This window comes from Embleya sp. NPDC056575, assembly GCF_042793325.1.
Taxonomy (GTDB): Bacteria; Actinomycetota; Actinomycetes; order Streptomycetales; family Streptomycetaceae; genus Embleya.
The window spans coordinates 209,579-235,068 of record NZ_JBHTVA010000005.1 but is presented as its reverse complement, the minus strand read 5'-3'; the positions used below and the strand labels follow the sequence as shown (position 1 = coordinate 235,068).

Annotated in this window: 20 protein-coding genes and 1 pseudogene; 7 read left to right on the top strand and 14 right to left on the bottom strand. The window is 70.0% G+C overall.

Features of this window, described 5'->3' with window-relative positions:
* Positions 1-22: 22 nt before the first annotated feature.
* The 3 genes from ACFRCG_RS05825 to ACFRCG_RS05815 all read right to left on the bottom strand — a co-directional run bounded on the left by ACFRCG_RS05825 (position 23) and on the right by ACFRCG_RS05815 (position 3,414).
* Positions 23-1,072 carry a hypothetical protein gene (locus ACFRCG_RS05825; protein WP_380029156.1) on the bottom strand — a complete coding sequence of 350 codons (1,050 nt, stop codon included), beginning with the start codon at positions 1,070-1,072 and terminating at the stop codon, positions 23-25.
* A gap of 175 nt (positions 1,073-1,247) precedes the next feature.
* Entirely contained in the window at positions 1,248-1,901 is a 654-nt protein-coding gene (locus ACFRCG_RS05820; RefSeq protein WP_380029154.1) for a hypothetical protein, read from the bottom strand.
* A 127-nt stretch (positions 1,902-2,028) separates the two neighbouring features.
* Positions 2,029-3,414 (bottom strand): glutamate-5-semialdehyde dehydrogenase, encoded by a 1,386-nt coding sequence (locus ACFRCG_RS05815; protein ID WP_380029152.1) that lies wholly within the window; start codon positions 3,412-3,414, stop codon positions 2,029-2,031.
* Positions 3,415-3,416: 2 nt separating this feature from the next.
* On the opposite strand from ACFRCG_RS05815, the gene ACFRCG_RS05810 reads away from it, so the two are divergent.
* The 3 genes from ACFRCG_RS05810 to ACFRCG_RS05800 all read left to right on the top strand — a co-directional run bounded on the left by ACFRCG_RS05810 (position 3,417) and on the right by ACFRCG_RS05800 (position 9,926).
* Positions 3,417-4,961: a fatty acyl-CoA synthetase gene (locus tag ACFRCG_RS05810; RefSeq protein ID WP_380029150.1), complete on the top strand. Its 1,545-nt coding sequence runs from the start codon at positions 3,417-3,419 to the stop codon at positions 4,959-4,961.
* Positions 4,962-6,474: 1,513 nt separating this feature from the next.
* Positions 6,475-8,190: an ABC transporter transmembrane domain-containing protein gene (locus ACFRCG_RS05805; RefSeq protein WP_380029148.1), complete on the top strand. Its 1,716-nt coding sequence runs from the start codon at positions 6,475-6,477 to the stop codon at positions 8,188-8,190.
* A complete protein-coding gene (locus ACFRCG_RS05800; RefSeq protein ID WP_380029146.1) occupies positions 8,187-9,926 on the top strand; it encodes an ABC transporter ATP-binding protein in 1,740 nt (579 codons plus the stop codon). Before ACFRCG_RS05805 ends, ACFRCG_RS05800 begins: the two co-directional genes overlap by 4 nt.
* Positions 9,927-9,963: 37 nt before the next feature.
* Here the strand turns inward: ACFRCG_RS05800 and ACFRCG_RS05795 are convergent, their stop codons facing one another.
* Genes ACFRCG_RS05795 through tgmA form a run of 3 tightly spaced genes read right to left on the bottom strand, consistent with a single transcriptional unit; the run spans position 9,964 to position 12,318 of the window.
* Entirely contained in the window at positions 9,964-11,163 is a 1,200-nt protein-coding gene (locus ACFRCG_RS05795) for a methyltransferase (RefSeq protein WP_380029144.1), read from the bottom strand.
* Positions 11,160-12,101, bottom strand: a complete 942-nt coding sequence (gene tgmB / locus ACFRCG_RS05790; protein ID WP_380029142.1) for an ATP-grasp ribosomal peptide maturase — start codon at positions 12,099-12,101, stop codon at positions 11,160-11,162. Before tgmB ends, ACFRCG_RS05795 begins: the two co-directional genes overlap by 4 nt.
* A 10-nt stretch (positions 12,102-12,111) precedes the next feature.
* The gene (tgmA, locus tag ACFRCG_RS05785) at positions 12,112-12,318 is read right to left on the bottom strand and encodes a putative ATP-grasp-modified RiPP (protein WP_246127263.1); all 207 of its coding nucleotides are present in this window, start codon (positions 12,316-12,318) and stop codon (positions 12,112-12,114) included.
* Between the two features lie 925 nt (positions 12,319-13,243).
* Between tgmA and ACFRCG_RS05780 the strand changes: the two genes are divergently transcribed.
* The 3 genes from ACFRCG_RS05780 (at position 13,244) to ACFRCG_RS05770 (ending at position 15,047) form a co-directional block, all read left to right on the top strand.
* Positions 13,244-14,176 carry a helix-turn-helix domain-containing protein gene (locus ACFRCG_RS05780; RefSeq protein ID WP_380029140.1) on the top strand — a complete coding sequence of 311 codons (933 nt, stop codon included), beginning with the start codon at positions 13,244-13,246 and terminating at the stop codon, positions 14,174-14,176.
* Positions 14,173-14,364 (top strand): DUF397 domain-containing protein, encoded by a 192-nt coding sequence (locus ACFRCG_RS05775; RefSeq protein WP_380029138.1) that lies wholly within the window; start codon positions 14,173-14,175, stop codon positions 14,362-14,364. The genes ACFRCG_RS05780 and ACFRCG_RS05775 overlap by 4 nt, the downstream gene beginning before the upstream one ends.
* 197 nt (positions 14,365-14,561) lie before the next feature.
* Positions 14,562-15,047, top strand: a complete 486-nt coding sequence (locus ACFRCG_RS05770) for an NUDIX domain-containing protein (protein ID WP_380029136.1) — start codon at positions 14,562-14,564, stop codon at positions 15,045-15,047.
* Between the two features lie 200 nt (positions 15,048-15,247).
* Here ACFRCG_RS05770 and ACFRCG_RS05765 read toward each other — a convergent pair whose 3' ends face one another.
* The gene (locus ACFRCG_RS05765) at positions 15,248-15,631 is read right to left on the bottom strand and encodes a winged helix-turn-helix transcriptional regulator (RefSeq protein ID WP_380029134.1); all 384 of its coding nucleotides are present in this window, start codon (positions 15,629-15,631) and stop codon (positions 15,248-15,250) included.
* Positions 15,632-15,733: 102 nt separating this feature from the next.
* Between ACFRCG_RS05765 and ACFRCG_RS05760 the strand changes: the two genes are divergently transcribed.
* Entirely contained in the window at positions 15,734-16,129 is a 396-nt protein-coding gene (locus ACFRCG_RS05760) for a PPOX class F420-dependent oxidoreductase (protein ID WP_380029132.1), read from the top strand.
* 39 nt (positions 16,130-16,168) lie between these two features.
* Here the strand turns inward: ACFRCG_RS05760 and ACFRCG_RS05755 are convergent, their stop codons facing one another.
* The 7 genes and pseudogenes from ACFRCG_RS05755 to ndk all read right to left on the bottom strand — a co-directional run bounded on the left by ACFRCG_RS05755 (position 16,169) and on the right by ndk (position 25,330).
* The gene (locus ACFRCG_RS05755) at positions 16,169-18,094 is read right to left on the bottom strand and encodes a TIGR03960 family B12-binding radical SAM protein (RefSeq protein WP_380029130.1); all 1,926 of its coding nucleotides are present in this window, start codon (positions 18,092-18,094) and stop codon (positions 16,169-16,171) included.
* A 155-nt stretch (positions 18,095-18,249) separates the two neighbouring features.
* Positions 18,250-19,428, bottom strand: coding sequence for a rod shape-determining protein RodA (rodA, locus tag ACFRCG_RS05750; protein WP_380029224.1), 1,179 nt, complete (start codon positions 19,426-19,428; stop codon positions 18,250-18,252).
* An 80-nt stretch (positions 19,429-19,508) separates the two neighbouring features.
* Positions 19,509-21,764: a penicillin-binding protein 2 gene (gene mrdA / locus ACFRCG_RS05745; RefSeq protein ID WP_380029222.1), complete on the bottom strand. Its 2,256-nt coding sequence runs from the start codon at positions 21,762-21,764 to the stop codon at positions 19,509-19,511.
* A 49-nt stretch (positions 21,765-21,813) separates the two neighbouring features.
* Positions 21,814-22,320, bottom strand: a pseudogene (gene mreD / locus ACFRCG_RS05740) (rod shape-determining protein MreD); the annotation flags it as partial.
* A 4-nt stretch (positions 22,321-22,324) separates the two neighbouring features.
* A complete protein-coding gene (gene mreC / locus ACFRCG_RS05735) occupies positions 22,325-23,356 on the bottom strand; it encodes a rod shape-determining protein MreC (protein WP_380029128.1) in 1,032 nt (343 codons plus the stop codon).
* A gap of 113 nt (positions 23,357-23,469) precedes the next feature.
* On the bottom strand, positions 23,470-24,489 hold the full coding sequence (locus ACFRCG_RS05730) for a rod shape-determining protein (RefSeq protein WP_026218256.1): 1,020 nt from the start codon (positions 24,487-24,489) through the stop codon (positions 23,470-23,472).
* Between the two features lie 430 nt (positions 24,490-24,919).
* Positions 24,920-25,330: a nucleoside-diphosphate kinase gene (gene ndk, locus ACFRCG_RS05725; RefSeq protein ID WP_126642646.1), complete on the bottom strand. Its 411-nt coding sequence runs from the start codon at positions 25,328-25,330 to the stop codon at positions 24,920-24,922.
* Between the last annotated feature and the right edge of the window lie 160 nt (positions 25,331-25,490).

Sequence of the window (25,490 nt, the reverse complement as noted above, 5' to 3'; positions counted from 1 at the left end):
CGACGAGCGCCGGGCGCGGCGGCTACGGCACCGTTGCCATGCGGGTGCAGGTGGTGGGTGGGGTGGGGTGGAAGGGGTCGATCTGTTCGGGCCGGGGTGGGGCGTCGGCCGGGGCGGGGCCGGTGAAGGTGGGGTGGAACCAGGTGGCGTTGTCGGGGGTACAGGGCTGGGGGCCGGCCACGGTCAGGATGCGGCGGGCCTGGAGGAGGCCGTCGTGCAACATCGGCGCGTCGGTGTGGAAGTCCCAGACGCGGTGCACCACGAAGCGGGTCCAGCCGAGGCCGCCGACCTGGGCGACGGCGTAGACGAGCACCACGTCGGCGGTGACCACGAGGTCGCGCCGCGCGTGCTCGGCGGCCGTGATCGTGCCGGTCGCGCGGGGTGCCGCGTCCAGGACCCGGATCGCCGCCGGGTCGAAGCGGGTGATCCAGCCGGTGGGCGCCGACACGTCGTCGTCGCGGGGGGCGACCAGGGCCGCGCCGAGTTGGTCGCGCTGTTCGCGGCGCAGCAGGGGCAGCGCCGCCCACGGCCGGCCGCCCGCCAGGACGGTCGGGTCGAGTTGGGTGCCGACCACGAACTCGCGGACCAGGTCGAGGGCTTGGCCCACCTGGCCGGCGGAGTAGTGGGCCGTTTCGCGGCGTTCGCCGACGACGATCCCGGCGACGCCCTGGGCCCAGCCCGCGGCCGGTCCGCCGGCCATCGGGTCGGCGGGCAGCGGGCCCGTCGCGTAGCCGGCGGGCGGGGTCAGCGAGACCCGTTGCAGGACGGCGGGGCCGACCTCCAGGTGTGATCCGGTGGTGGTGGCTCGTCGGGCGCCGAGGAAGGTCGCGCCGCCGATCACCAGCAGGACTACCAGCACACCCGCCACGCCGCGCAGCGTGCGCAGCCGGACGCCGAGCACCCGGCGCCGGCGGTGCGGTCGTTTGCCCGCGTGCAGCCGCTCCCGCGCGGAGGGCTCGTGCAGGTCCGCCGCACGGACGAAGGTCGCGTCGAATACGACGGCGCTGTACTCGTCCTCGCCGTCGGGCCCACCCCTGTTCGGGCCTTCGGGGGGTATTCCCCGTCCGGACATGGAATCAGCTTAAGTCGCGTGCGAGCGGGTGGATATGCACCCGGGCGCGGGGGTTGGGTCGGGTCTGCGGCAAGGTCGTGAGCGGGGCCGTGGCTCCCGGAAGCGGGCGGCGAGGTCGTGAGCGGGGCGTGCCTCCCGGAACCGGGTCCCCGGCTCCGCACGGCCCCGCCCCTGCTCAGCCGGGCCCCGAACGGGCCACCGCCGCCTGGGACGGTGGCGCCGTACCGCCGGACGCGCCCGAATCCCCCGGCGCGACGGTTATTCGCACCTGGGAGGTGTCCTGGCCGGGCGGCGCCGGTACGGGGTTGTTGTCGGTCGTCGCGCTGCGACCGGTGCCCACCGACGGTTGCCGGGGCGCGGTCGGTCCCTGCGAGGATCCGCTGCGGTATACGGCGGTGACCGCCATCGCCACCACGCCGACCCCCATCAGCAGGGCCAGCACCCAGGCCACGCCGCGCCGCCAGCGTGTGGTGCGCGCGGCCTTGGCCCACGGCTCGCCCGCGAACCAGGCCGGCACGTGCGGCAACATCGGCTCGGTGTCGTGTCCGGGTACGGTCCGGGCCCGCCACGGGTCCTCGCCGTCGAGTGGATACGTCCCGTCGTCGAACCAGTCGGAGCGGTCGGCCTGTTCGGCCGTCCGGTCGGTCCGCTCGGCCGCGGTGGGGGTGGGCGCAGCGTCGATCGCCGCGCCACGCTCGTTCGCCGAGGGTTCGTGTACGCGGGCCGCGCGCACGAAGGACTCGTCGAAGACGACGGAGGAGAGCTCGTCCTCCGAGAACTCGGGAAAGTCTGGGCCGTCCGGGAACTCTGGCCCTGGTGAATCGGGCACTCCTAGACAGTATTACCGCAGGCACTCCGATGGATACCGATTCCGGGCACCTGTCTGGGGCCCTTCGCCGCGCCGCTCCGGGCCCCGGCTCGGCGCGCCCGGCCCGGACGGGTGGTGCCGGAGTCGATCAGGAGCGCACGTGGCCGTCGCCGGTGACCACGTACTTCGTGCTGGTCAGCTCGGGCAGCCCCATCGGGCCGCGCGCGTGCAGCTTCTGCGTGGAGATGCCGATCTCCGCGCCGAAGCCGAACTGGCCGCCGTCGGTGAACCGGGTCGAGGCGTTGACCATCACGGCCGTCGAGTCGACCAGGGCCACGAACTCGCGGGCCGCGGCCTGCGAGGTGGTGACGATCGCCTCGGTGTGGCCGGAGGAGTGCCGGCGGATGTGCGCGACCGCGTCGTGCAGCGAGGGCACCACGGCGGCGGCGATGTCGTAGGACAGGTATTCGGTGTCCCAGTCGGCGTCGGTGGCGGGCACCACGTCGGCCGAGTAGGTCTGTACCGCCGCGTCGCCGTGTACGGTCACGCCCGCGTCCTTCAGGGCCGCGAGCGCGAGCGGCACGAAGGCGTCGGCCACGTCGCGGTGCACGAGCAGCGTCTCCGCCGAGTTGCACACGCTGACCCGGTGCGCCTTGGAGTTGACCAGGATGTTCACGGCCATCTCCAGGTCGGTCTGCGCGTCGACGTAGACGTGGCAGTTGCCCACGCCGGTCTCGATCACCGGCACGGTCGAGCCCTCGACCACGGTGCGGATCAGGCTCGCCCCGCCGCGCGGGATCAGCACGTCGACCAGGCCGCGCGCGGTCATCAGCTCCTTCACCGAGTCGTGCGTCTCGCCCGGCACCAGCTGGATGGCGTCGGCGGGCAGGCCGGCCGCGACGACCGCGTCGCGCATCACCGCGACGATGGCGGTGTTCGAGCGGTAGGCGGACGAGGAGCCGCGCAGCAGCACCGCGTTGCCCGACTTCAGGCACAGCGCGGCGCCGTCGACGGTGACGTTGGGGCGGGCCTCGTAGATGATCCCGACCACGCCGAGCGGCACCCGCACCTGGCGCAGTTCCAGGCCGTTGGGCAGGGTCGAGCCGCGCAGCACCTCGCCGACCGGGTCCGGCAGGCCGACCACGTCGCGTACGTCGGAGGCGATCGCGGCGATCCGCTCGTCGGTCAGGGTGAGCCGGTCGATCATCGCCTCGCCGGTGCCGTTGGCCCGGGCGCGCTCCACGTCCTCGGCGTTGGCCGCGACGATCTCCGCCGAGCGGGCCACGAGCGCGTCGGCGAGCGCGAGCAGCGCGTCGTCCTTGACCCGCCGGGTCAGTGGCGCGAGGACGGCGGCGGCCTCCCGGGCGCGACGGGCGGTGTCGAGGACTGCGGACGCTGCGCTGCTGGTCATGCCCGCAAGCCTACCTAGCCGGGTCGGTGATCGACACGACGATTTCAGCGGGCGAGACGCTTCCGCCCGGCGGGTGGGCCGGACACAATGACGCCTCCACCCTTCACCGAGGCGAGGAGCCATCCGTGACCGCTGTCCAGGCCCGCCGGCACGGCATCGCCGATCTGCTCACGCGTACCGCCGCCCGGTTGCCGGACCGGCTCGCCGTGGTGGACGGCGAACTGCGGCAGACCTTCGCCGAACTCGACGACACGGTCTCGCGCGCCGCCGGGGCACTGGCCGCGCGCGGCATCGGCAAGGGCGACCGGGTGGTGCTGCTCGCCCGCAATTCGCACGGCTTCGTGGTGGCCTACTTCGCGCTGGCCCGGCTCGGCGCGATCTCGGTCCCGGTGAACTTCATGCTCACCGCGCCGGAGGTCGGCTATGTCCTGGAGCACGCGGGCGCGATCGCGGTGCTGGCCGGTCCCGAGCTGACCGCCACCGCCGACGCCGCCCTGGCCGACCGTGAGGCGCTGCGCGTGGTACTCGGCCCGGCGGTTTCGGGGTGGGAGCCGTTCGCCGAGCTGATCGCCGAGGGCGGCCGGGTGCCGGATGTGGCGCTCCTCGACGACGACCCGGTACAGATCATGTACACCTCGGGCACCGAGTCCCGCCCCAAGGGCGCGGTGATGACCAGCCGCAACCTGATCGCCCAGTACGCGACCGCGATCATCGACGGCGGGATGGCCGCCGACGACGTGGAGATCCACGCCCTGCCGCTCTACCACTGCGCGCAGTTGCACTGCTTCCTCACCCCGGACGTCTACCTCGGCGCGACGTCGATCATCCTGCCCGCGCCGGACCCGGCCACGCTGCTCGCCACGATCGAACGCGAGCGGGTGACCAAGCTGTTCTGCCCGCCGACGGTGTGGATCGCGCTGCTGCGCCACCCCGACTTCGACACGCGGGACCTGTCCGGGCTGCGCAAGGGCTACTACGGCGCGGCGGCGATGCCGGTCGAGGTGCTGGGCGAACTGCGGCGCCGGTTGCCGCGGTTGCGGCTGTACAACTTCTACGGCCAGACCGAGATGTCGCCGGTGGCCACCATCCTGGGCCCGGACGACCAGGAGCGGAAGGCGGGTTCGGCGGGACGCGCGGGGCTCAACGTGCAAACCGCCGTGGTCGACGACGAGGACCACCCGGTGCCGCCCGGCGAAGTGGGCGAGATCGTGCACCGCGGCCCACACACCATGCTCGGCTACTGGAACGACCCGGAACGCACCGCCGAGGCCTTCCGCAACGGCTGGTTCCACAGCGGCGACCTCGGCGTACTGGACGCGGAGGGCTACCTCACGGTGGTCGACCGCAAGAAGGACATGGTCAAGACCGGCGGCGAGAACGTGGCCGGCCGAGAGGTCGAGGAGGCCATCCACGCCCACCCGGCGGTAGCGGAGGCGGCGGTCTTCGGCGTGCCCCACCCGTACTGGATCGAGGCGGTCACGGCAGTGGTCGTGCCGCGGCCGGGCGGGCGGATCACGGAGGAGGAGGTGATCGAACACTGCAAAACCCGCCTGGCGGGCTTCAAGGTCCCCAAGTATGTGGTGATCGCCGAGTCGCTCCCCAAGAACCCCAGCGGCAAAATCCTCAAACGCCGACTCCGGGACGAACACGCGAAGTTGGCCTCCGAATAGCGCGTCGGCATCCCAAGTCGGGCAGAGCCGGGCAAAGCCGTCCCGGGTGGCGCTCGGGGCCGACGGCCGCCCACACGGCCCAAGTGCGTCTGAGGCCACCGTGGGGCGGAGGAAGCTGCGTCTCGGCCTGCCGCGGAACGCCGGTCCGGTTCACGGAATGGGAGTGGGTCCGAGTCGGTGGTGAGCCGCCGCCGGCGGTGGGGGCTTGGGGGTGTGGGGTTTCGTCGGGGCGGGTGCCCGGGTCGGGGGAAAAGCGACCTGCGGCGGGTGGCGGGGTGGGGGGTCGGGTTGGGTTCCGCCGGGCTTGCGTTCCCGGGTGGTCGGGTTGTTTCGGCGTGCGTTGCGCTTGGGGTTGCGGGCCGGCTGGTGCGGGGTTGATCAGGGTCCGTGATGGGCGGTTGCCGGCGTCCGGGGCTCCGCGCCGTCGGCTCCCGACGAGGCGAGCGTGTTGGGTGGCGAAACCGGCCGGCAGCGGCGGGCAGGGCGGCGGCCCGGTCGAGTTCTCCGCAGAGCCTTCCCGGGTGGGTTGGGCAGGGCGTTTCGAGGTGCGGTGGGCTTGTGGGGGGCGGGAGTTCACGAAACCGGACGGCGTCGGGTGCCGTGGACTCGGCGCGAGAGAAAACCGCAGGTCAGCGGAGAGGGCAGCCGTTTCGGGCGCCTCGGGATCCGGTTTCGGCTCCCACTGGGCACCTTCGGTCGGCTCGACGGCCTCTGCAAGGTCGCAGCGCCCGAAGCCGACCCCGACCGGACGGTTTCGGTCTCCACACCGGCATCGAGGAGGCCGGAACGCACGAAACCGGCACCCGACACCCGACTTTCCACCCCGACACCACAAAACCGCAGGTCACCGAAGCCCGAAGCCCACAACCACCCACCGCGATCCGGTTTCGAACCCCAACTCCCCTCCAAACACACCCGAAAACGTCCCAACCCAGCCGGGAGCGCTCCTCGGAGGACTCGACCCGAGTGCCCTCCCTGCCCGCCGCTGCCAGCCGGTTTTCAGCGAGCAACACACCCGTCTCGTCGGGAACTTAGAGTCTCGAAGCCCCGCACGCCGGCGGCGGCCCATCACCGACCCGGACCAGCCCCACACCGGCCACTCGCAACCCAAAGCACAACGCACGCCGAAACAACCCGACCACCCGGGAACGCAAGCCCGGCGGAACCCAACCCGACCCCCTCCCCCGCCACCCGCCGCAGGTCGCTTTTTCGCCAAGCAACGCACCCGCCTCGGCAAGTGCCGGAGTCTCGGAGCCGCCCATGCCGACGGCGGATCGCCGGGTGTGTGCGGAAGGGCTGGGTGGCGCTGTCCACGGGCTGCTGCGCGCAGCCTTCCGGCTGCCCGGCTTGCGGTTCTGATGCGGGTGAGGCCCGCCGGCGCCGGGAGTATCGGGGCAGTGCCCGCCGCCCGGCGCCCCGTCGCGCTCGCCGCCTTCGGGCGGCTTCCGGCCCGGCGGAGGCCGGGAATAATGCGTGGAACGTGACCTGGGTCGCGGGTTAGCGTCGATGGACAATGCGAACGTTTCCCGTCGCCGACCCCGGCGATCCCGATATCCGGTCGGCGGGCCGCTACCTGCTCTGGCTCGCCGCTCGCACCCGGCGGACGATTGTCATGGGCATCGTCTGGGCGTCGGTGTGGATGGTGGCCCAGGCCCTCATGCCCGCCGCCGTCGGCCGGGCGATCGACGCTGTCGAGGCGCGGGACGAGGGTCGGCTGTACGCGTGGTCCGGCGTACTGCTCGGGATCGCCGTGCTGATCGGCTTCACGGGCATCATGCGCCACCGCAACGCGGTCGCCAACTTCCTCGACTCGGCCTTTCGTACCATCCAGCTCGTCACCCGGCACGCCGCCCGGCTCGGCGCGGTGCTGCAGCGCCGGATCGCCTCCGGCGAGGTGGTCGGCGTCGGCACCTCCGACGTGGACGCGATCGGCTCAACCCTGGACATCACCGCGCGCGGCTGCGCCTCGGTGGTCACGCTCGCCGTGGTCGCCGTCGTGCTGTTGCAGATGTCGGTACCGCTCGGGTTGCTGGTCCTGATCGGTGTGCCACTGCTCATGGGTCTGGTCTCGCTGCTGCTGCGGCCGCTGCACCGGCGCCAGAACGCCTACCGCGAACTGCAGTCCGGGCTGGCCGATCGGGCCGTCGACATCGCGTCCGGGCTGCGCGTGCTGCGCGGCATCGGCGGTGAGCGCAGCTTCGGGGCCCGCTACCGGCGCGAATCGCAGGAGTTGCGGGTGGCGGGCGTACGCACCGCCAGGATCGAATCGATGTTGGAGGCCGCGCAGTTCCTGGTGCCCGGCTTCTTCGTCGCGTTCGGTACCTGGCTGGCCGCCCGGTTCGCCCTGGACGGCCGCCTGACGGTCGGTCAGATGGTGTCCTTCTACGGCTACGCGGCGTTCCTGACCGTCCCGCTCTCCACCCTCACCGAGTTCGCCGACCGCGTCGTCCGCGGCCACGTCGCGGCCCGCCGCGTGGTGCGCGTGCTCGGCCTCGCGCCGGGCGTCGAGGACCGGTCCGACCCGCTCGCCTGGCCGGCGCCCGGCGACCTGGTGGACCGGCGCTCCGGCCTGGTGGTCCGGCCCGGCGTGCAACTCGGCATCGCCTGCGAGGATCCGCAGGACGCGCCCGCGCTGGCCGATCGACTCGGCCGCTACGAGGACGCCGACGTGTTCTACCACGACGTGCCGCTGGCCGACCTCGCGGTGGCCGACGTGCGCCAGCGCATCCTGGTCGCGCACCACGACGCCGGACTGTTCTCCGGGCCGCTGCGCCGCGAACTGACCCCCGGCGGCGGGGGCGGTGGCGGCGTCGACCTCGCCGAGGCGGTCGAGGTGGCCTGCGCCGCGGACGTGATCGACGCGCTGGACGAGGGCCTGGACACCGAGATCGCGGCCCGCGGCCGGGAGTTCTCCGGCGGCCAGGTACAACGCCTGCGCCTGGTCCGGGTGTTGGTCGCCGACCCGCAGACACTGGTGCTGATCGAGCCGACCAGCGCGGTGGACGCGCACACCGAGGCCCGGATCGCCGGCCGGCTCGCCGCGCACCGGCGCGGGCGTACCACGGTGGTCGCCACCACCAGCCCGCTCGTCCTGGACACCATGGACGAGGTCGCCTACGTCCAGGACGGCAAGGTCATGGCGGTCGGACCGCACCGCGAACTGCTCGCGAACGAGCCGGGATACGCGGCGCTGGTCACCCGTGTCGACGACGAGGAGGAGAACGCGTGAGCGCGCACCGCCTGTTGCCGGTGGCCCCGGCCGCCGAGGTCGGCCGGCACGCCGTGCGGCTGCTGCGCGAGCGGCAGCGCGACCTGATCCTGACCGTGCTGTTCTACGCGCTCGCCGCGGTGGCCGGACTGGTCGCGCCACGTCTGCTCGGTGTACTGATCGAGAAGGTCCGCGACGACGCCCCGACCCGGACGATCGATCTGCTCGGCCTGGGCATCGCCGGCGCGCTGCTGCTCCAGGCGCTGATCGTGCGCCAGGCGGCGGTGGCCGCGGCGCGGCTCGGCGAGGGCCTGCTCGCGCAGGTCCGCGAGGAGTTCGTGGAGCGCATCCTGGACCTGCCGCTGTCCACCGTCGAGCGGGCCGGCTCCGGCGACCTGCTCGGCCGGGCGAATCGCGACGTGGCGGCGATGTCCCGCTCGGCCCGCCGCGCGGTGCCCTCGGTGCTGGTCGCGGCCGTGACGATCGTGCTGACCTTCACCGGTCTGCTGCTGCTCAACCCGCTGCTGGCGCTGCCGCTGCTGATCACGGTGCCGCTGCTGATCCCGGTGACCTGGTGGTACCTGCGCCGGGCGCCCGCGGGCTACCTGCGCGAGAACGCCGCCTGGGCGCAGGTGACCGACTCGCTCGCGGAGACGGTCGAGGGCGCGCGTACGGTCGAGGCGCTGCGGCTCGCCGATCGGCGTCGGCGGCGCGGTGACGACGACGTCGGCAAGGCGTACGCGGCCGAGCGGTACACCTTGTGGCTGCGCACCATCTGGTACCCGACGGTCGACTTCGGCTACATGTTGCCGGTGGTGGCGACCACGGCCTTCGGCGGCTGGGCGTATCTGCACGGCTGGGCCACGCTGGGCGAGGTGGCGACCGCGGTGTTGTACGTGCAGTTGATCATCGGGCCGATGGACGAACTGCTCAACTGGCTGGACGAGGTACAGATCTCGGCGGCCTCGCTGGCCCGACTGCTGGGTGTGGCCGACGTGCCGTCCGACCGCGAACCCACCGACGCCAAGCCGGTGGACGAGACGCTGACCGTGCGCGATGTGCGGTTCGCGTACGACTCGGGACGCGAGGTGCTGCACGGCATCGACCTGACGGTGCGACCGGGCGAGCGGATCGCGATGGTGGGGCCGAGCGGGGCCGGAAAGTCCACGCTGGGGCGGCTGTTGGCCGGGGTCAACGGGCCGACGTCGGGCAGGGTGGAGGTGGGCGGGGTACCGCTGGTCGGCCTGCCTCTCGACGAACTGCGCGGGCGGGTCGCTCTGGTGACCCAGGAGCACCACGTGTTCCGGGGCACGTTGCGGGACAATCTGCTGCTGGCGCGCGAGGACGCCGACGACGACGCGGTGTTGGCGGCGCTGCGCGCGGTCGACGCGGACTGGGTTGCCGGGCTCCCCGCCGGGGTGGATACCGAAGTCGGGCCCAAGGGCTACGAGTTGACGGCCCCTCAGGCCCAACAGCTGGCACTGGCCCGGTTGGTACTGGCCGACCCGCACACGCTGGTACTGGACGAGGCGACGTCGCTGATCGACCCTCGGGCGGCCCGGCATCTGGAGCGGTCGTTGGGCGCGGTGATCGAGGGCCGGACGGTGATCGCGATCGCACACCGCCTGTACACGGCGCACGACGCGGACCGGGTCGCGGTGGTCGAGGACGGCCGCATCACGGAGCTGGGCAGCCACCGGGAGCTGATCGCGGCCGACGGGGCCTACGCGGCACTGTGGCGCTCCTGGCACGGGTGAGCCCCGGCTCGCCCGTGGCCGGGGCCGTCCCGCTGCGTCAGAGCGTCCAAGACTCGCCACCTGGTTCGTCCAGCCACACCACGTTGGCCCGCGCCGTGACCGTAAGCCCATACCGCCCCAGGCCCGGTCGGCCATTCGACAACCAAGAAGCCATCACCGCTTCGAGGTTGCTCCCCAACGGTCGAGTTCCGCCCTCGTACAACCTGCCCACACCTGCGGCATCGCTCTCCACGACCGCCCACGCCCCGTCGGGGTGGAGGAACCAGCGCCCCGTCACCTCACTCGCGACGGAGTAACGGAGGCGAATCGTGCCCGGGAGGGCAAGCTGCGCCGCCCACAGAAAAGCCGGATCATCAAGCACTCCGGCAGCAACCCGAGTGGCGCGCCCGGTCGTTGCCACCCTGCCGGCGATCGCCGCCCGCATCATGGGCCCGATCTCCGGCGACGAACTCTCACGTGAGGCCATAAAGGACACGACGGAGTCAACGAACCGCCCTTCGGCACGCCCATCCTCGATCATGCGCAACTTGACGTACCCGTAGGCACCCAACGCCCCGGTGAGCGAGACCAGAAGTACGGCGTCCCGGTCCGCCTGCGCCAACCAGGCCGGCGGCACGGAGTCCGGCGAGTAGGCGGCAATGATGCGCTGATACGGCGCCCGCTCGCGATGCCCCAGCGCACCGTCGCCCACCACCAGAGTGGGACGAAAGCCCAAAGTCCCCAGACGCTTGGCGTCGGCCGCAGAAAGCCCCGCGTCGTACTCAACGCTCGTCACGCGTCGATCGCCGAGCCGAGCGCAAAGAAGCGCCGTCGAGTACCCCGTGCCCGTCCCCACTTCGAGAACGTTGTGCCCGTCCTGGACATCAAGGTCTTCAAGCATCCGCACCACAGTGGAAGGAAGCGTGGACGAGCTGGTAGGCGTGCCAGTGACCAAGGCACCTGCGGATGGCAACGCCGCCGCGCCATAGTCGAGCTGGGTAACCCACGTCCTGTTCGCGTACGCCAAGCGCAGCCACTCCTCGGACGACGTCTCGTGGCTCACCGCCCTGTACGTCGTAACACCACGCTCGTCCGGCACATCCGCAAAGAAGGTCGGCAGGAAAGCATGTCGCGGCACAGCCCGAAGCGCTCTCCGCCACGGCTCCGTACGCAACGAACCATCCTGTTCCAGCTTCTCGACGAGGCGTTCGCGCAGCAACCGCGCACGAACTTCCACCAGCGCGGCAGTGTCGGTCATACCGTGTCGCCCTTCTCCAAGAGGTCGGCAATGGCGCACGAAATAGGCACGCCGGTCTTGTGTTCGATCCATGACCACTGGCCGTTCGGGTTCACCTCGAGAAAACGCCAGTCGCCGCCGGGGGTCACGATGAAGTCGAACGCCCCGAAGACGAGTTCAAAGTGCGCCATAAATGCCATCACACGTCGGCGCACGTCCTTCGGCACCACTGCAGGCTTGTAGCTGAGGCTCGAATAGTCAGCACGCCAATCGACCTTCGCGGCCTCGGAGCCGGCATGGATCTCCACGGCGAAGAACCTGTCGCCCACCACGGTCAGCCGCACCTCGTGGCGCTTGTCGATCCACTCCTGGAAGAGGTGGGCACAGAGGGCAATCGAGTCGTCGAACTCGGCAGGATCGACGACGACCGTATGGACGGCCGCCCCGAGACTCTTCGTGATGACGGGTCCGGCGACGTCGTCGGCGAATTCCCGCGCCGCCGCACCGTCGTTGGTCACGAGTGTGCGGGGCGGACGGAGCCCCAGTCGCCTCGCCACGGCGAGTTGAAGGGGCTTGCGGTTCGCTTCGAGGTCACGTGCGGGGTGATTGATCCACAGGCCGGGGATGGCGCCGACGACCCCGAGGAATCCCGCCCGAGACTGGGCGGCGGCGAACCGCCGCCCGGCCTCGGAGACGCCGTCGGGCATGCGGAACTCCTCTGGCCTGCGGAAGTACACAGACCGCACGGCGGCCAGGTCGAGACGTCGAACCCCGTTGTCGAGAGTGCCCGCCCAGCCGTTCGCCAGTGTCGCCGAGAGGGTGATCTCGGTGGGGAACTCGGCGGTATCACAACGAAATACGGGTACACCTCGGTGATTGAGGTGATCGACGACCAGGTCTGCGGTGGGATCGAGCCGGTTCGTGAGGACCAGCACCGTCCCGCCCGAGTGTTCCGCCATTCGGCGCTCCCTACCAGAGGTCCGTGCCCTCGTCGTTGCGACTGTCGGAGTTGGTGGCGCTGCTCGTGTCGTTGGGCGCGCTGAACGCCCACGGATTGCCGTCTGCGGCGACCGCGATCTGCAACTCCCGGTCGTACGTCACTCCCCCGCTGTCCACCGGCGCGCTGGTCTGGCCGGCCGCGTACCGCATACCGAACGGCTCGCGCGCGGTACTCATCGACGTCACGTCAACGGCTCCTTCCTGTTTCGGGGCGTCGGGTGCCGGCACGGGCGCCGGTGCTGCTGTGGACCTCTGCATCGACATTCCTCTCTATTGGTTGTTCCTGTGGGATCGGGATTCGGTGGATTTCGTGCTCCCATCGAACCCATGGCATTGCCTGGCCGGGAGGCTGGACGATCACGGATCGGCCGGGCGGGAAAACGTCGACCGCGACGACCTCGCCATCGGGTTGCGTGCCGCGCTCTCCGTCCGCGTTGATCCGGACCCAATCGCCCACCACCAGTGGGCCGAACCGTCGGGTCGGTGGCGGCCCCGGACCCGGCCCATCGACTCGTTCACATCTGCGGACCACCGTCGGAAGCAACTCGGCCCCGCCCTGGCCGCTTGGGCCCGCGAACGTGCGGGGCGCGCTACCACGCGCCGGCGCGGGACCGGCGAGTCGATCGCGCACGTCCATCGGGTCCCCTGGCCTCTCTCTGGTCGGGATGCAGCACGAGCTGATCGCCGGACACCACGAATCGGAACGGCACCACCCACCAACCGCGCACCCGGTAGTGGACCCCGTCCGGCCGCTCGATCACGTCCAACACTCGACAACGCGGCACCTGTTGATGGACCGGCTCGGGGTCGTCGCCCACGAAGGTCCGCGCCCACCCACGACGCGCGACCACGTATTGGCCACGTCGGAACGAGACTTCCGTCTCGCCCTCGGTCATCGCCCACTGCACCCGGGACGGCATTTCTCGGGCTTCGCCGAAGCTGTCGCTTCGCTCTGCGGAATGGTCGCGCTTCGGGGCAACCACCGCGATACATCGCCCAGTTCGAAGCCCTCAACAGGCTTGATCTCCTCGCGCTCACCATTCGGATGGAGGCGGTAGACGCTCAGGGTCATCCGGCTCACACCTTCTCTCATGCCCATGGAGTGCTCCTCGCAACGGTGTTCTGTAACCGAATCGCTACTGAGCCAACACCATGGGAACTACCTTTGGTACGGGGCGGGGTTCAGCAGCCGAATCTGACGGATTGGCGCACAATGCCGGCGGCAAAAGATCTTGATCCGGAGGCATCCCTATGGGACCTCTTTGGCGCTCACCTGCGATTTCTCCGCAAGCTCGCAGGCAAGACACAGCAGGAGCTCGGTGGCGAGTTGCATTCAACAGGGGCGTTTGTTGGACAGATTGAGACCGCCGACCGGCGGCCGAGTCCGGAATTCGTAGCAGACCTCGATCGAGCCCTCGGTCGAACGGGCTTGCTAACCGCTATCGCCTTCCACGCGTACCGCTTGACGGAAGGACAGCCCGGCTGGTTCGAGAACTTCGCGGAGTCCGAGCGGCAGGCATTCCGCATCCGTACCTTCCAGCCACAGGCAATCCCCGGGCTCCTCCAGTGTGAGGAGTACATCCGGGCTCTCCTGCAAAAGGCAAGGGTTCCGCCGCCGATCATCGAAGCCTGGCTTACACGACGGCTCAAGCGGAAGCGATTGCTCACCAAGAAGGAAGCGCCACAGTATTGGGCGGCCATCGACGAGGCTGCCGTCCTACGGTTGAAGCATGACTCGCGCGTAGCCGCGACTCAACTTCTGCACCTGCTGGAGGTAAGCGAGTTGCCGAATGTGGTGCTTGAAGTAGTCCCGATGGACTGCGGCCTGCACGCGTGCATGGATGGAGCATTCGTCCTGCTTTCGATCCCCGGCCGTGGTGAGTGCGCCTTCGCGGATGGCATGGTCGAAGGAAAAATGATCACCGAAGGACACATGGTTGCGGAGTTCCAGCGTCGATACGATCTGTTGCGAACCGAGACCCTGTCGCCCGCGCGTTCGCAACAGTTGCTGCGAAACCTCTTGGAGAGCACATGACGAAGGCACGCTCTGAGCCTCCCACTTGGCGGAAGTCGAGCTACAGCGGCCAGACTGCCCAGGAATGCGTCGAGGTCACCGCACTCGACGGCTCCATCGACACTCGTGACTCCAAGGATCCGAGCATCGGCCACATCACCGTCGCGCCCGAGTCGTGGTCGGCACTGCTCGGCGCGATCAAGGCATGACCCCCGCTCGGTAGTTGTGTAGAAATGACGGCGGGCCCTGCCAACGGCGGGCCCGCTGTCCTTTTTGCCGTCTCGCGCCACCGACGGGGGCCTTTCCGGCGAGAGTGCACTTCGGTTGCGAGGTGTCGGTGCTGGTACCGGGCCGGTCAGAGTCGTGGGGTGGGTCGCTGCCGGCGCCGAGAGGACGGAGTGCATGCGTGTCCGATGAAGTCCGTTGCGACGAGCGTTTGATGGTCATGCTCGCTGTTTCCGTCATCGTTCATGATCAGACGAACGGGCGGGTCGTGCTGCTGCGGCGGGGTGAGAACAAGGCGTTCGCACCTGGCATGTGGAGCCTGCCGAGTGGCAAAGGGGCGCCGGGAGAGCCGATTACCCACACGGCCGTTCGTGAACTCCATGAAGAAACCGGCATAAAGGTCGAGCCTGACGCGTTGAGGCTTGTGCATGTGACGCATAGCGCGCACAGACCGGATGCGCCGGAGGGGTTTGTCGTGCTTGTGTTCGCCGCGAGGGAGTGGGACGGCGAGCCTGTCAATGCGGAGCCCGGCAAGCACTCGGTTGTGGCCTGGGTCGACACCGACGCCCTGCCGAGCGAGTTCGTGCCGTCGACTCGCTATGCGTTGCGGCGGTACCTCGCCGGTGAGTACCCCGAGGTCGCTGTCGACGGGTGGGACGACCTATAACGCCGCCCGGGTTGTCGGTCAGGGGCGTTGGCAGGGTTGGCGTGACGAGAACCCCGAGCGTGTGGCCCTGATCCAACGGGTCACCCTCGCCTACCTCCGCCACGCCCTCGGCATCGACGACGCCGACTGGGCGGAAGCAAGGAACGGCACAGCCATGGGGCGCCTCGAATCCAAGTGACTCCCCCGTGCCTGCCCCGCGCTCACCCCTGCGCGCGGTCGTACGCCTCGCGCGATGCCGTGACCGCCGGTTCGTGGCGTTCCGCCCAGGCGGTGAGGCCGGACAGGTACTCGAACAGTTCCCTCGCCATCACGGTCGCCTCGTACTCGACCTTCGGCGGCACCGTCGGGTACACCGTGCGGATCAGCAGACCGTCGCGTTCCAGGCCGCGGAGCGTCAGCGTGAGCATGCGGCGGCTGATGCCGTGGATGGCGCGTTCCAACTCCGTGAAGCGCACGGGGCCGTTGCGGGCCTCCATCAGGACGCTGATGCTCCACTTGCCCGCCACCCGGTTGAGCACGTCCAGCACGCGGCAGGCCTGGGTGACCTCGGCCGCCTCCGTTACACAGATGTTCCGCTGTGACATGAAAGTGCCTTCTTTCGTCGGCCTCCATGGTCACGGAGGATGTGTCCCGTAACAAGAAGTGCACCAAACGAACACCCTCACGCACGGAACCGGGAGCACCCCATGTCCATCACGCTCGACGACGCGACCCTCAAGCTCCTCGACGCCAGGAACTTCGCCACCGTCTCGACGCTCAACGCCGACGGCGGCCCGCAGTCCTCGGTCGTCTGGTTCCAACGCGACGGCGACACCGTCGTGTTCTCCGCGACCGACGGCCGGGCGAAGGTCCGCAACCTACGCCGCGACCCGCGCGTCAGCATCACCGTCTTCGACCTCGAAAACCCGTACCACTCGGTCGAGTTGCGCGGCACCGCCGAGATCGTCCCGGACCCGACGAAGGAACTTCCGCTCGCGCTCTCGCTGAAGTATCTCGGCGAGGCCCCGCCGCCGGAGCCCGACACGATCGCCCGGGTGATGGTCCGCGTCACGCCGACCAGGGTGAACAGCTTTTCCGTCTGAGCTGCCCGAACCCCGGTCGGCGACGCGCTGCTCCACGCGCTACTTGACGACCGACAGCGGCAGCAGCTTCCGGCCCGTCGGGCCGATTTGGATCTCCGTGCCCATTTGGGGGCATACGCCGCAGTCGAAGCACGGGCTCCAGCGGCAGTCCTCGACCTCGGTCTCGTCGAGGGCGTCCTGCCAGTCCTCCCAGAGCCAGTCCTTGTCCAGACCGGAGTCGAGGTGGTCCCACGGGAGCACCTCGTTCCACTCGCGCTCGCGTGTGGTGTACCAGTCCAGGTCGACCGGCTCGTCGGCCAGCGCCTCGCCCGCGCAGCGCACCCAGCGGTCGTAGCTGAAGTGTTCGCTCCACCCGTCGAAGCGGCCGCCGTCCTCCCACACCGCGCGGATGATCCGGCCCACCCGGCGGTCGCCGCGCGAGAGCAGGCCCTCGATCGCGCCCGGCTTGCCGTCGTGGTAGCGGAAGCCGATCGACTTGCCGTACTGCCGGTCCGCGCGGATCGCGTCGCGCAACTTGTGCAGCCGCGCGTCGGTGGCCGCCGGGTCCAGCTGCGGGGCCCACTGGAACGGGGTGTGCGGCTTGGGGACGAACCCGCCGATCGACACCGTGCAGCGGATGTCGCGGCTGCCCGAGACCTCGCGGCCCTTTTGGATGACCTTCTTGGCCATGTCCGCGATCTGCAGCACGTCCTCGTCGGTCTCGGTGGGCAGGCCGACCATGAAGTAGAGCTTCACCTGGCGCCAGCCGTTGCCGTAGGCGGTGGCGACGGTGCGGATCAGGTCCTCCTCCGACACCATCTTGTTGATCACCTTGCGCAGCCGTTCGCTGCCGCCCTCGGGGGCGAACGTCAGGCCCGAGCGGCGCCCGTTGCGGGTCAGCTCGTTGGCCAGGTCGATGTTGAACGCGTCGACCCGGGTGGACGGCAGCGACAGGCCGATCTTGTCGTCGGTGTACCGGTCGGCCAAGCCCTTGGCCACCTCGGCGATCTCGGTGTGGTCCGCGGAGGACAACGACAGCAGGCCGACCTCCTCGAAGCCGGTCGCCTTCAGGCCCTTGTCCACCATCGCGCCGATGCCCTCGATGCTGCGCTCGCGCACCGGCCGGGTGATCATGCCGGCCTGGCAGAACCGGCAGCCCCGGGTGCAGCCGCGGAAGATCTCCACGGACATGCGCTCGTGCACCGTCTCGGCGAGCGGGACCAGCGGCTGCTTGGGGTAGGGCCACTCGTCCAGGTCCATCACGGTGTGCTTGGACACCCGCCACGGCACGCCCGAGCGGTTCGGCGCGACCCGCTGGATCCGGCCGTCCTCCAGGTAGTCCACGTCGTAGAAGCGCGGCACGTACACACTGCCCGTGACCGCGAGACGGAACAGCAGCTCGTCCCGACCGCCCGGCCGGCCCTCGGCCTTCCAGGCCCGGATGATGTCGGTGATCTGGAGCACGGCCTGCTCGCCGTCGCCCACCACCGCGCAGTCGATGAAGTCCGCGATCGGCTCGGGGTTGAACGCGGCGTGTCCGCCGGCGAGCACGATCGGGTGCTCCTCGGTGCGGTCCTCGGCCTCGATCGGGATGCCGGCGAGGTCGAGCGCGTTGAGCATGTTCGTGTAGCCCAGCTCGGTGGAGAAGCTGAGTCCGAAGACGTCGAACGCGCCGACGGGCCGGTGCGCGTCCACGGTGAACTGCGGCACCTCGTGCTCGCGCATCAGCTTTTCCAGGTCGCCCCACACCGCGTAGGTGCGCTCCGCGAGCACGTCGGCGACCTCGTTGAGGACCTCGTACAGGATCATCACGCCCTGGTTGGGCAGCCCGACCTCGTACGCGTCGGGGTACATCAGGGCCCAGCGGACCGCGCACGCGTCCCAGTCCTTGACGGTCGAGTTGAGTTCGCCACCGACGTACTGGATGGGCTTCTGCACCTGGGGCAGAAGCGGCTCCAGACGCGGGAACAGGGACTCGACGGGCATGGCGGTCCTTCCGGGAGTGCGGGGAGGGGATCGACCACCTCGGTGCGGGAAGGGTGATCGACCTCCCAGCCTAACGCGACACGGGCGGACCCCCTACCGAGATGTCGGCGAGAGCCCGCCCGCACAGGGTGCGATCAGGGGTGCGACCAGTACGATCAGGCGGATTTGAAGGCGCCGGCGTGTCTCATGTGCACCGACTGCAACAGCCCTATCCCCATCCACACGGCGAACATCGACGATCCGCCGTAGGAGACGAACGGCAGCGGCAGCCCGGCCACCGGCATGATGCCGAGGTTCATCCCCATGTTCTCGAACGCCTGGAAGGCGAACCAGCCGACCACACCCGCCGCGACGATCGTGCCGAACAGGTCGTCGGCGTGCAGCGCGATCCGGATACCGCGCCACAGCAGCAGCGCGAACAACCCGATGATCACCGCGCTGCCGACGAAGCCCAGTTCCTCGCCGGCCACCGAGAAGACGAAGTCGGTCTGCTGTTCGGGTACATACGAGCCGCTGGTCTGCTCGCCGTGGAACAGCCCCTGCCCGGTCAGCCCGCCCGAGCCGATCGCAAGCCGCGCCATGGCCGTGTTGTAGCCGACGCCCCCCGGATCGAAGCTCGGGTCGGCGAAGGCCCGGAACCGGTCGATCTGGTACTCGCTGAGCAGCCCGAAGTGCATCACCGCCGCCGCGCCGGCCCCGGCGAGAGCGAACATCAGCACCATCCACCGCGCCCGCGCGCCGGAGGCGAGCAGCACACACAGCACGATCATCGCGATCACCATGACCGACCCCATGTCGGGCATCAGCATGATCACCGCCATCGGCACCGCGGCCACCACCAACGCCCAGAACACGGCCTTTTCGCCCGGTCTGGCCAGGTCCCCGGTATCCACCCGCTCGGACAGGATCATCCCCATGCACAGGATGATCCCGATCTTGACCAGCTCGGCCGGTTGCAGCGAGAAGCCGCCGCCGATCTGGATCCACGCCCGTGCCCCGTTGACCGTGCTGCCCAACGGGCTCAGCGCCGCGAACAACCCGAGCACGGCCACGATCGCCACTATCGGGGAGAACGCCCGGATCCGACGGTGACCGATTATCGCCACCGCCGTGGCCAGCACCAACCCGATCGCCAGGTTGAGCAGGTGCCGCTTGAAGAAGAACTGCGGATCGCCGCCGGTGAGTCCGCGCCGATTGCGGGTCGCCGACCAGACCAGCAGCGAGCCCACCCCCGACAACAGCAGCGCCGGGCCGAGCAGCAGCCAGTCCAATCGGCGCACCGGCGCGTCGCGCTCGATGATCTGCCGGGTGATCGACCGGCGCGGGGTGAACACCGGTGCCAGACGGCCCAGGTCCGGTGTCCCGAATCCGGCCACCCGCGAGGCGGGCCGCAGTCGCAGGTTCAGGTTCAGGTTCATGTCCCTCTCCCGGTCCGGTAGGTCACCCGCTCGGGTGGCAGTGCCCCGGGCCCGAAAGCGGCCACGTCCACCGTGCGCCCGTCACCGTCGCCGAACGGATGTGCCGGCGACAGGAGGGACGGTGCCCGGAAGGAGACGGGGGTCACCGTCCCGTCCGCCTGGATGTGCGGCAGGTCCGCGGGCGGGCTGGGCAACAGCGCCTTGCTCGGGTCGATCGCGCCCTTCTCGTCCACGCCGAGCAGCGCCTCGTAGATCTTGCGCACCGACGGACCCGAGGTGCCGGAGCCGGTACCGCCCTGGCTGACCATCATCACCACGGCGTACTGCGGACCGTCCTTGGACCCGCCGTAGGTGGCGAACCACGACGTGCTCTGCTTGCCGTACACCGAGCCGGTGCCGGTCTTGGCCGCTATCGGCATCTGCGCGTTCGGCCAGTTGGCGAACACGCCGGCCGCGGTGCCGTTCATCTCGACGCCGATCAGCGCGTTCTGCAGGTACTTCATGGTGGCCTCGCCGACCGGCACCTTGCCCGCGGCCTGTGGCTGGATCTCGCGCACCAGCTTGCCGTCGGGGCTGACCACGGCCTTGCCGATGGTCGGCTTCCACAACGTGCCGCCGTTGGCGATCGCCGCGTACACCCGGGCCATCTGCAACGGGGTGACCGTGGTGTCGCCCTGGCCGATCGCGAAGTTGATCGCGTCACCGGCGCGGAACTGCCAGCCGTCGACGCAGTTCTCCTTGGCGATCTTGTCCACGTACTCGTTGCCGGTGTTGCCCTGCTTGCACCACGCGTCCTTGTTCTGCTCCCAGTTGCGCTTCTTCCAGGCCCGGTCGGCGATCCGCCCGCCCGACTCGCCGGGCAGGTCGATGCCGGTGGGGGCGCCCAGGCCGTAGTTCTTGGCCATGGTCACCATCGGGTCCTTGGGGCTCTTCCCGAAGATCCCGCCGTCCTTGAGCCACATGTCGTAGCCGATGCCGTAGAAGACGGTGTTGCAGGAGACCTCCAGCGCGCGCTGGAGCGAGATCGGGCCGTAGCCCCTGGACTCCAGGTTGTTGAAGGTCGTGCCGCCGACCGAGATGCTGGGCGAGCAGTCGTAGTTGGCCTTGGTGGAGTAGCCCGACTCGGCCGCGGCCGAGGTGGAGACCACCTTGAAGATCGAGCCCGGCGCGAACTGACCCTGTATGGCCCGCGACACCAGCGGCACACCGGCCTTCTCGTCGGTGAGCGCCTTGTAGTCCTGCGGCGAGATGCCGCCCACCCACACCGACGGGTCGTAGTTGGGCGCGCTCGCCATCGCGATCACCCGCCCGGTCTTGATGTCCATCACCACCGCCGCGCCCGCGTCGGCGATGAAGTTCTTGTGCGTGTTGCCCGCGTCGTAGGTCGCGCGCGCCCGCTTCATCGCCTCGTCCAGCTGCTGCTCGGTGATCGCCTGGATCTTCGCGTCGATGCTGGTGACCAGGTGGTTCCCGGCCACCGGCGGCGTCTCCGAGACGGTGCCGGTGACCCGGCCCAGGTGGTCCACGGACAGCCCGGTAACCCCGGACTTGCCGCGCAGGTCGGCGTCGTAGGTGCGCTCCAGACCGCTGCGGCCGACCTCGTCGGCGCGCTGGAGGTCCTTCTTGCCCTCGGCCTTCTGCTTGCTCAACTCGTCGTCGGAGACCGGCGAGAGGTAGCCGACCACGTGCGCGCCGTTGGCCCCCTCGGGCGCCGGGTACTGGCGCACGGCGGTGGGCTCGGCGGTCACCCCGGGGAACTCCTCGCGGTGCTCCATGATGGTCAGCGCCTGCTCGGTGGTGGCGTTGTCCGTGACCGGGATCGGCTGGTACGGCGAGCCGTTCCAGCACGGCTTGGGCACGTTGCGCTCACACAGCCGGGTGCGCGCCTTGACCTCGTCGACCGGCAGTTCCAACACCTTGGCCAGCCGGGTCAGCACGGCCGTGCCCAGGTCCGGCATGCGCATCAACTCGGTACGGCTGACCGACACCACCAACGCGGTGCGGTTGTTCACCAGCGGTCGGCCCTTGTCGTCGAGGATTCGACCGCGGACCGCGGGCGTCACCACGTCCCGGACCGCGTTCTGTGTGGCCGCCGCCGCGTAGTGGTCGCCCTCGCGGATCTGGAGGTACCAGAGCCGGCCGAAGAGGGTGACCATCAGCGACAGGACCAGGATCAGCAGGATCACCATCCGGGCACGCACGGTGTGCGCGCCGTCCCCTCGCGATCGCCCGGCGTTGAGCAGGCTGGGCATACGTTTGCGCATCCGGTTCGGTCACCCCCTACCGGGACAGGCCCGAGAGCAGCGGTTTCGGATCCACCTTGCGGGCCAGCGCCATCACCCACGGGACCACGAACGGGGCCAGGATCGCGTCGTAGAGCACCGCGGTCAGCAGCAGCTTGGTCAGCCCCACCTCGCGCACCGCCCCGTCGCCGACCAGCGCGCCGACCGCCGCGTACAGCACGGTGGTGCCGGCCGCGGCGATCGCGACCACCGCGATCGGGGTGAGCACCGAGCGCCGGGGGTGGCGGGAGGCGAACATGCCCGCCACGTAGCCGGTCAGGCACAACACGAACGCGTACCGCCCGGCCGCGTGGTCCGCCGGCGGCGCCAGGTCGGCGCACAGGCCCGCCGCGAAGCCGATCACGCACCCCGAGGTCGGCCCGTACGCCAGCGCGAGTCCGACCACCACCAGCAGCAGCAGGTCCGGCACCGCGCCGGGCAGACCGAGCCGGGCGAGCACGCTCACCTGGACCACGAGCGCGATGACGATCAGCAACGCGGCGTAGAACACGCGGGAGATCCGCACCGTCTCAGTCCCTTCCGGTCGGTGGGGTCGTGCCGCCCGCCGGCGGCTTGGCGTTGGTGCTGCGGTTGCCCGCCGTGGCCGGCTTCGCGGCCGTGGCGCCGCGCGGCGGCTCGGTGCTCGCCGGCGGCGCGGGCGGCGCCTGCTGCACGGGCGGCGGGGCGGGTGTCTCCGGGGTCGGCGCGGGCGGCAGTATCGAGTCGCGCGGATCGGTGCGCGGCGGCTCGATCACCACGCCCACCGTGTCCAGGCTGGAGAAGTGCACGTAGGACTTCACCTCGACGCTGCGGGTCAACTCGCCCGGGGTGTTGCGCACCTCGGCGACCTCACCCACCGGCACGCCCGGCACGAAGGGCTTGCCGCCCTGCGAGCCGAACGTCACCAGCCGGTCGCCCTTCTTGACCTGGGCCTGTCCGTTGAGCAGCTTGAGGTTCATCGGCTTGCTGCCGCGGCCGGAAGTGATCCCTATTTCCATCGACCCCGCCAGGCGCGAGCCGACCGAGAAGCCGGGGTCGGTGGCGAGCAGCACGGTCGAGGTCATCGGGCCGACCTGGGTCACCCGCCCGACCAGACCGTCGCCGTTGATCACGGTCATGTCGGGCTTGATGCCGTCGCCGGCGCCCGCGTCGATGGTGACCGTCCAGGAGAAGCCCTGGGCGGGGCCGATGGCGACCACGCGCGCGGGCTTGATCCGATACTGGCCGGCCGCCGATACCTTGAGCAGTTTGTCGAGTTCGGCCGCGCGATTGCGGTCGAACTCGATGTTGTCCACCTGTTGCCGGAGTTTGGCGTTCTCGTCCTGCAGGCGCTTCTTCTCGCCCTCGTGGGAACCCGCGTCCTTGACCGCGTTCACGGCCCGGCCGACGGGATCCACGGCGGCGGACACGCCGCGTTCGGCGGGACCGAACACGGCCGAGGCCCAGTCGCGCACGTTCGCGATGGGCGAGTTCCGGCCACCGCGGATGTCCACGGTGATGAGGGCGAAAGAGATCGCCAGCAGCAGCACGAGGACCAGCCGACCATGCCGGGAGTCCCTCACGATGCGCGCCCGCCCCTTTCGTACATTGCGGCGCTGGTGGGCAGTTGTGGTGTGGCCGCGCCGGATCGGGCACGGAGGGCGGCGCGTACGGCCGACCGCCTCCGTCGGCTCGGTCAGCGGCGCGGTTGGGCGTCCAGTACCTGCTGAAGCTTCTCGTACTCCTCGACGCACTTGCCCGCGCCCAGAGCCACCGAGTCCAGCGGGTTGTCGGCGATGTGGATCGGCATGCCGGTCTCGGTCCGCAGCCGCTCGTCGAGGCCGCGCAGCAGGGCGCCGCCACCGGTGAGCACGATGCCGCGATCCATCACGTCGCCGGCGAGTTCGGGCGGACACTGGTCCAGGGTGCTCTTGACCGCGTCCACGATGGTGTTGACCGGTTCCTCGATGGCCTTGCGGACCTCGGAGGTGGAGATCACGATCGTCTTCGGCAGCCCGCTGACCAGGTCGCGGCCGCGGATCTCGCTGTGCTCGTCCTCGCCGAGGTCGAAGGCCGAGCCGATCGACATCTTGATTTCCTCGGCACTGCGCTCGCCCAACAGCAGCGAGTATTCCTTCTTGACGTAGGCGATGATCGCGTTGTCCAACTCGTCGCCGGCCACCCGGATCGACTGCGCGGTGACGATCCCGCCGAGCGAGATCACCGCCACCTCGGTGGTGCCGCCGCCGATGTCGACGACCATGTTGCCGGTCGCCTCGTGCACCGGCAGGCCGGCGCCGATCGCGGCGGCCATGGGTTCCTCGATGATGTGCACGCTGCGCGCGCCGGCCTGGCTGGACGCCTCGACCACCGCGCGGCGCTCGACGCCGGTGATGCCGGAGGGCACGCAGATCACCACGCGCGGACGGGCCAGGTAGCGGCGACGGTGCACCTTGAGGATGAAGTAGCGCAACATCCGCTCGGTGATCTCGAAGTCGGCGATCACGCCGTCCTTGAGCGGTCGGATCGCCACGATGTTGCCGGGCGTGCGCCCGATCATCTTCTTCGCCTCGGCGCCGACCGCCAGGATGCCCCCGGTCGTGGTGTTCTTGGCGACCACCGACGGCTCGTTCAATACGATGCCGCGGCCTCTGACGTACACCAGCGTGTTGGCCGTACCGAGGTCGACCGCCATGTCACGACCGATGAACGACAAGTTGTTCGCCATAAAAAGAACCTAGGGCCTTCCCGAGCTCGTAGCCATGAGGACATGAGCCGGCCGGGGGACGTCGCGTCCGGGACGCCGAACCGGCCGACCACAATCGTAGGCACGGTGTAACGGCGGTAGAACCACGATGTTCCGGGGGCACGGCTGCACCCTCCATCCACCATGACGTGATCACCGGGTGAGGGGTTGCGTGCCACGCGCGGCGAATGGAGGGATTTCCCTCTAACAGCGCACGCACGGCGCCCGATCGGCACCTCCCGCGATCGCGCGCGGACGCACCCGGCGTGGTCGTGAAAAAATTCGACGCCCGGTGCGGCCCGCGCGCGTCGCGCGGCTCCGGGGATCGTGCCGGCACGGGGTCCGGCCCGACGCGCGGGTCGCGATCGCGGGATCCGCCCGGGGCGTCGCGGCCGAACCGTCAGGCGTGCTCGGGGAAGAAGTTCTTGATCTCGCGCTCGGCCGACTCCACCGAGTCGGAGCCGTGCACGATGTTCTCCCGGGTGATGGTGGCGAAGTCGCCGCGAATCGTGCCCGGCAGGGCCTTGATCGGGTCGGTGACGCCCGCGAGCGTGCGGAACGACTCGATCACGCGCTCGCCCTCGACGATCATCGCCACCGACGGCGCCGAGGTCATGAACTCCACGAGCGGGGCGTAGAACGGCTTGCCCTCGTGCTCGGCGTAGTGCCGCTCGATCGTCTCGCGGTCCATCACGCGCAGATCGAGCGCGGTCAGGGTGAAGCCCTTGCGCTCGATGCGGCCGATGACCTCGCCGACGAGACCGCGCCGGACTCCGTCCGGCTTGACCAGGACGAGCGTGCGCTCGGACATGGGGCTCCTTGCTTGATCGGAGAGGGGGGCTGGGTACGGGTGTTGCGCCGTACGGGTATCGCACCGTACGGATGATGCGACGTACGGATGATGCGACGTACGGGTGGCGCGACCCTGCGAATGGGTCAACGCCCAGAGCCTATCCGGGGTAACGCCCGGA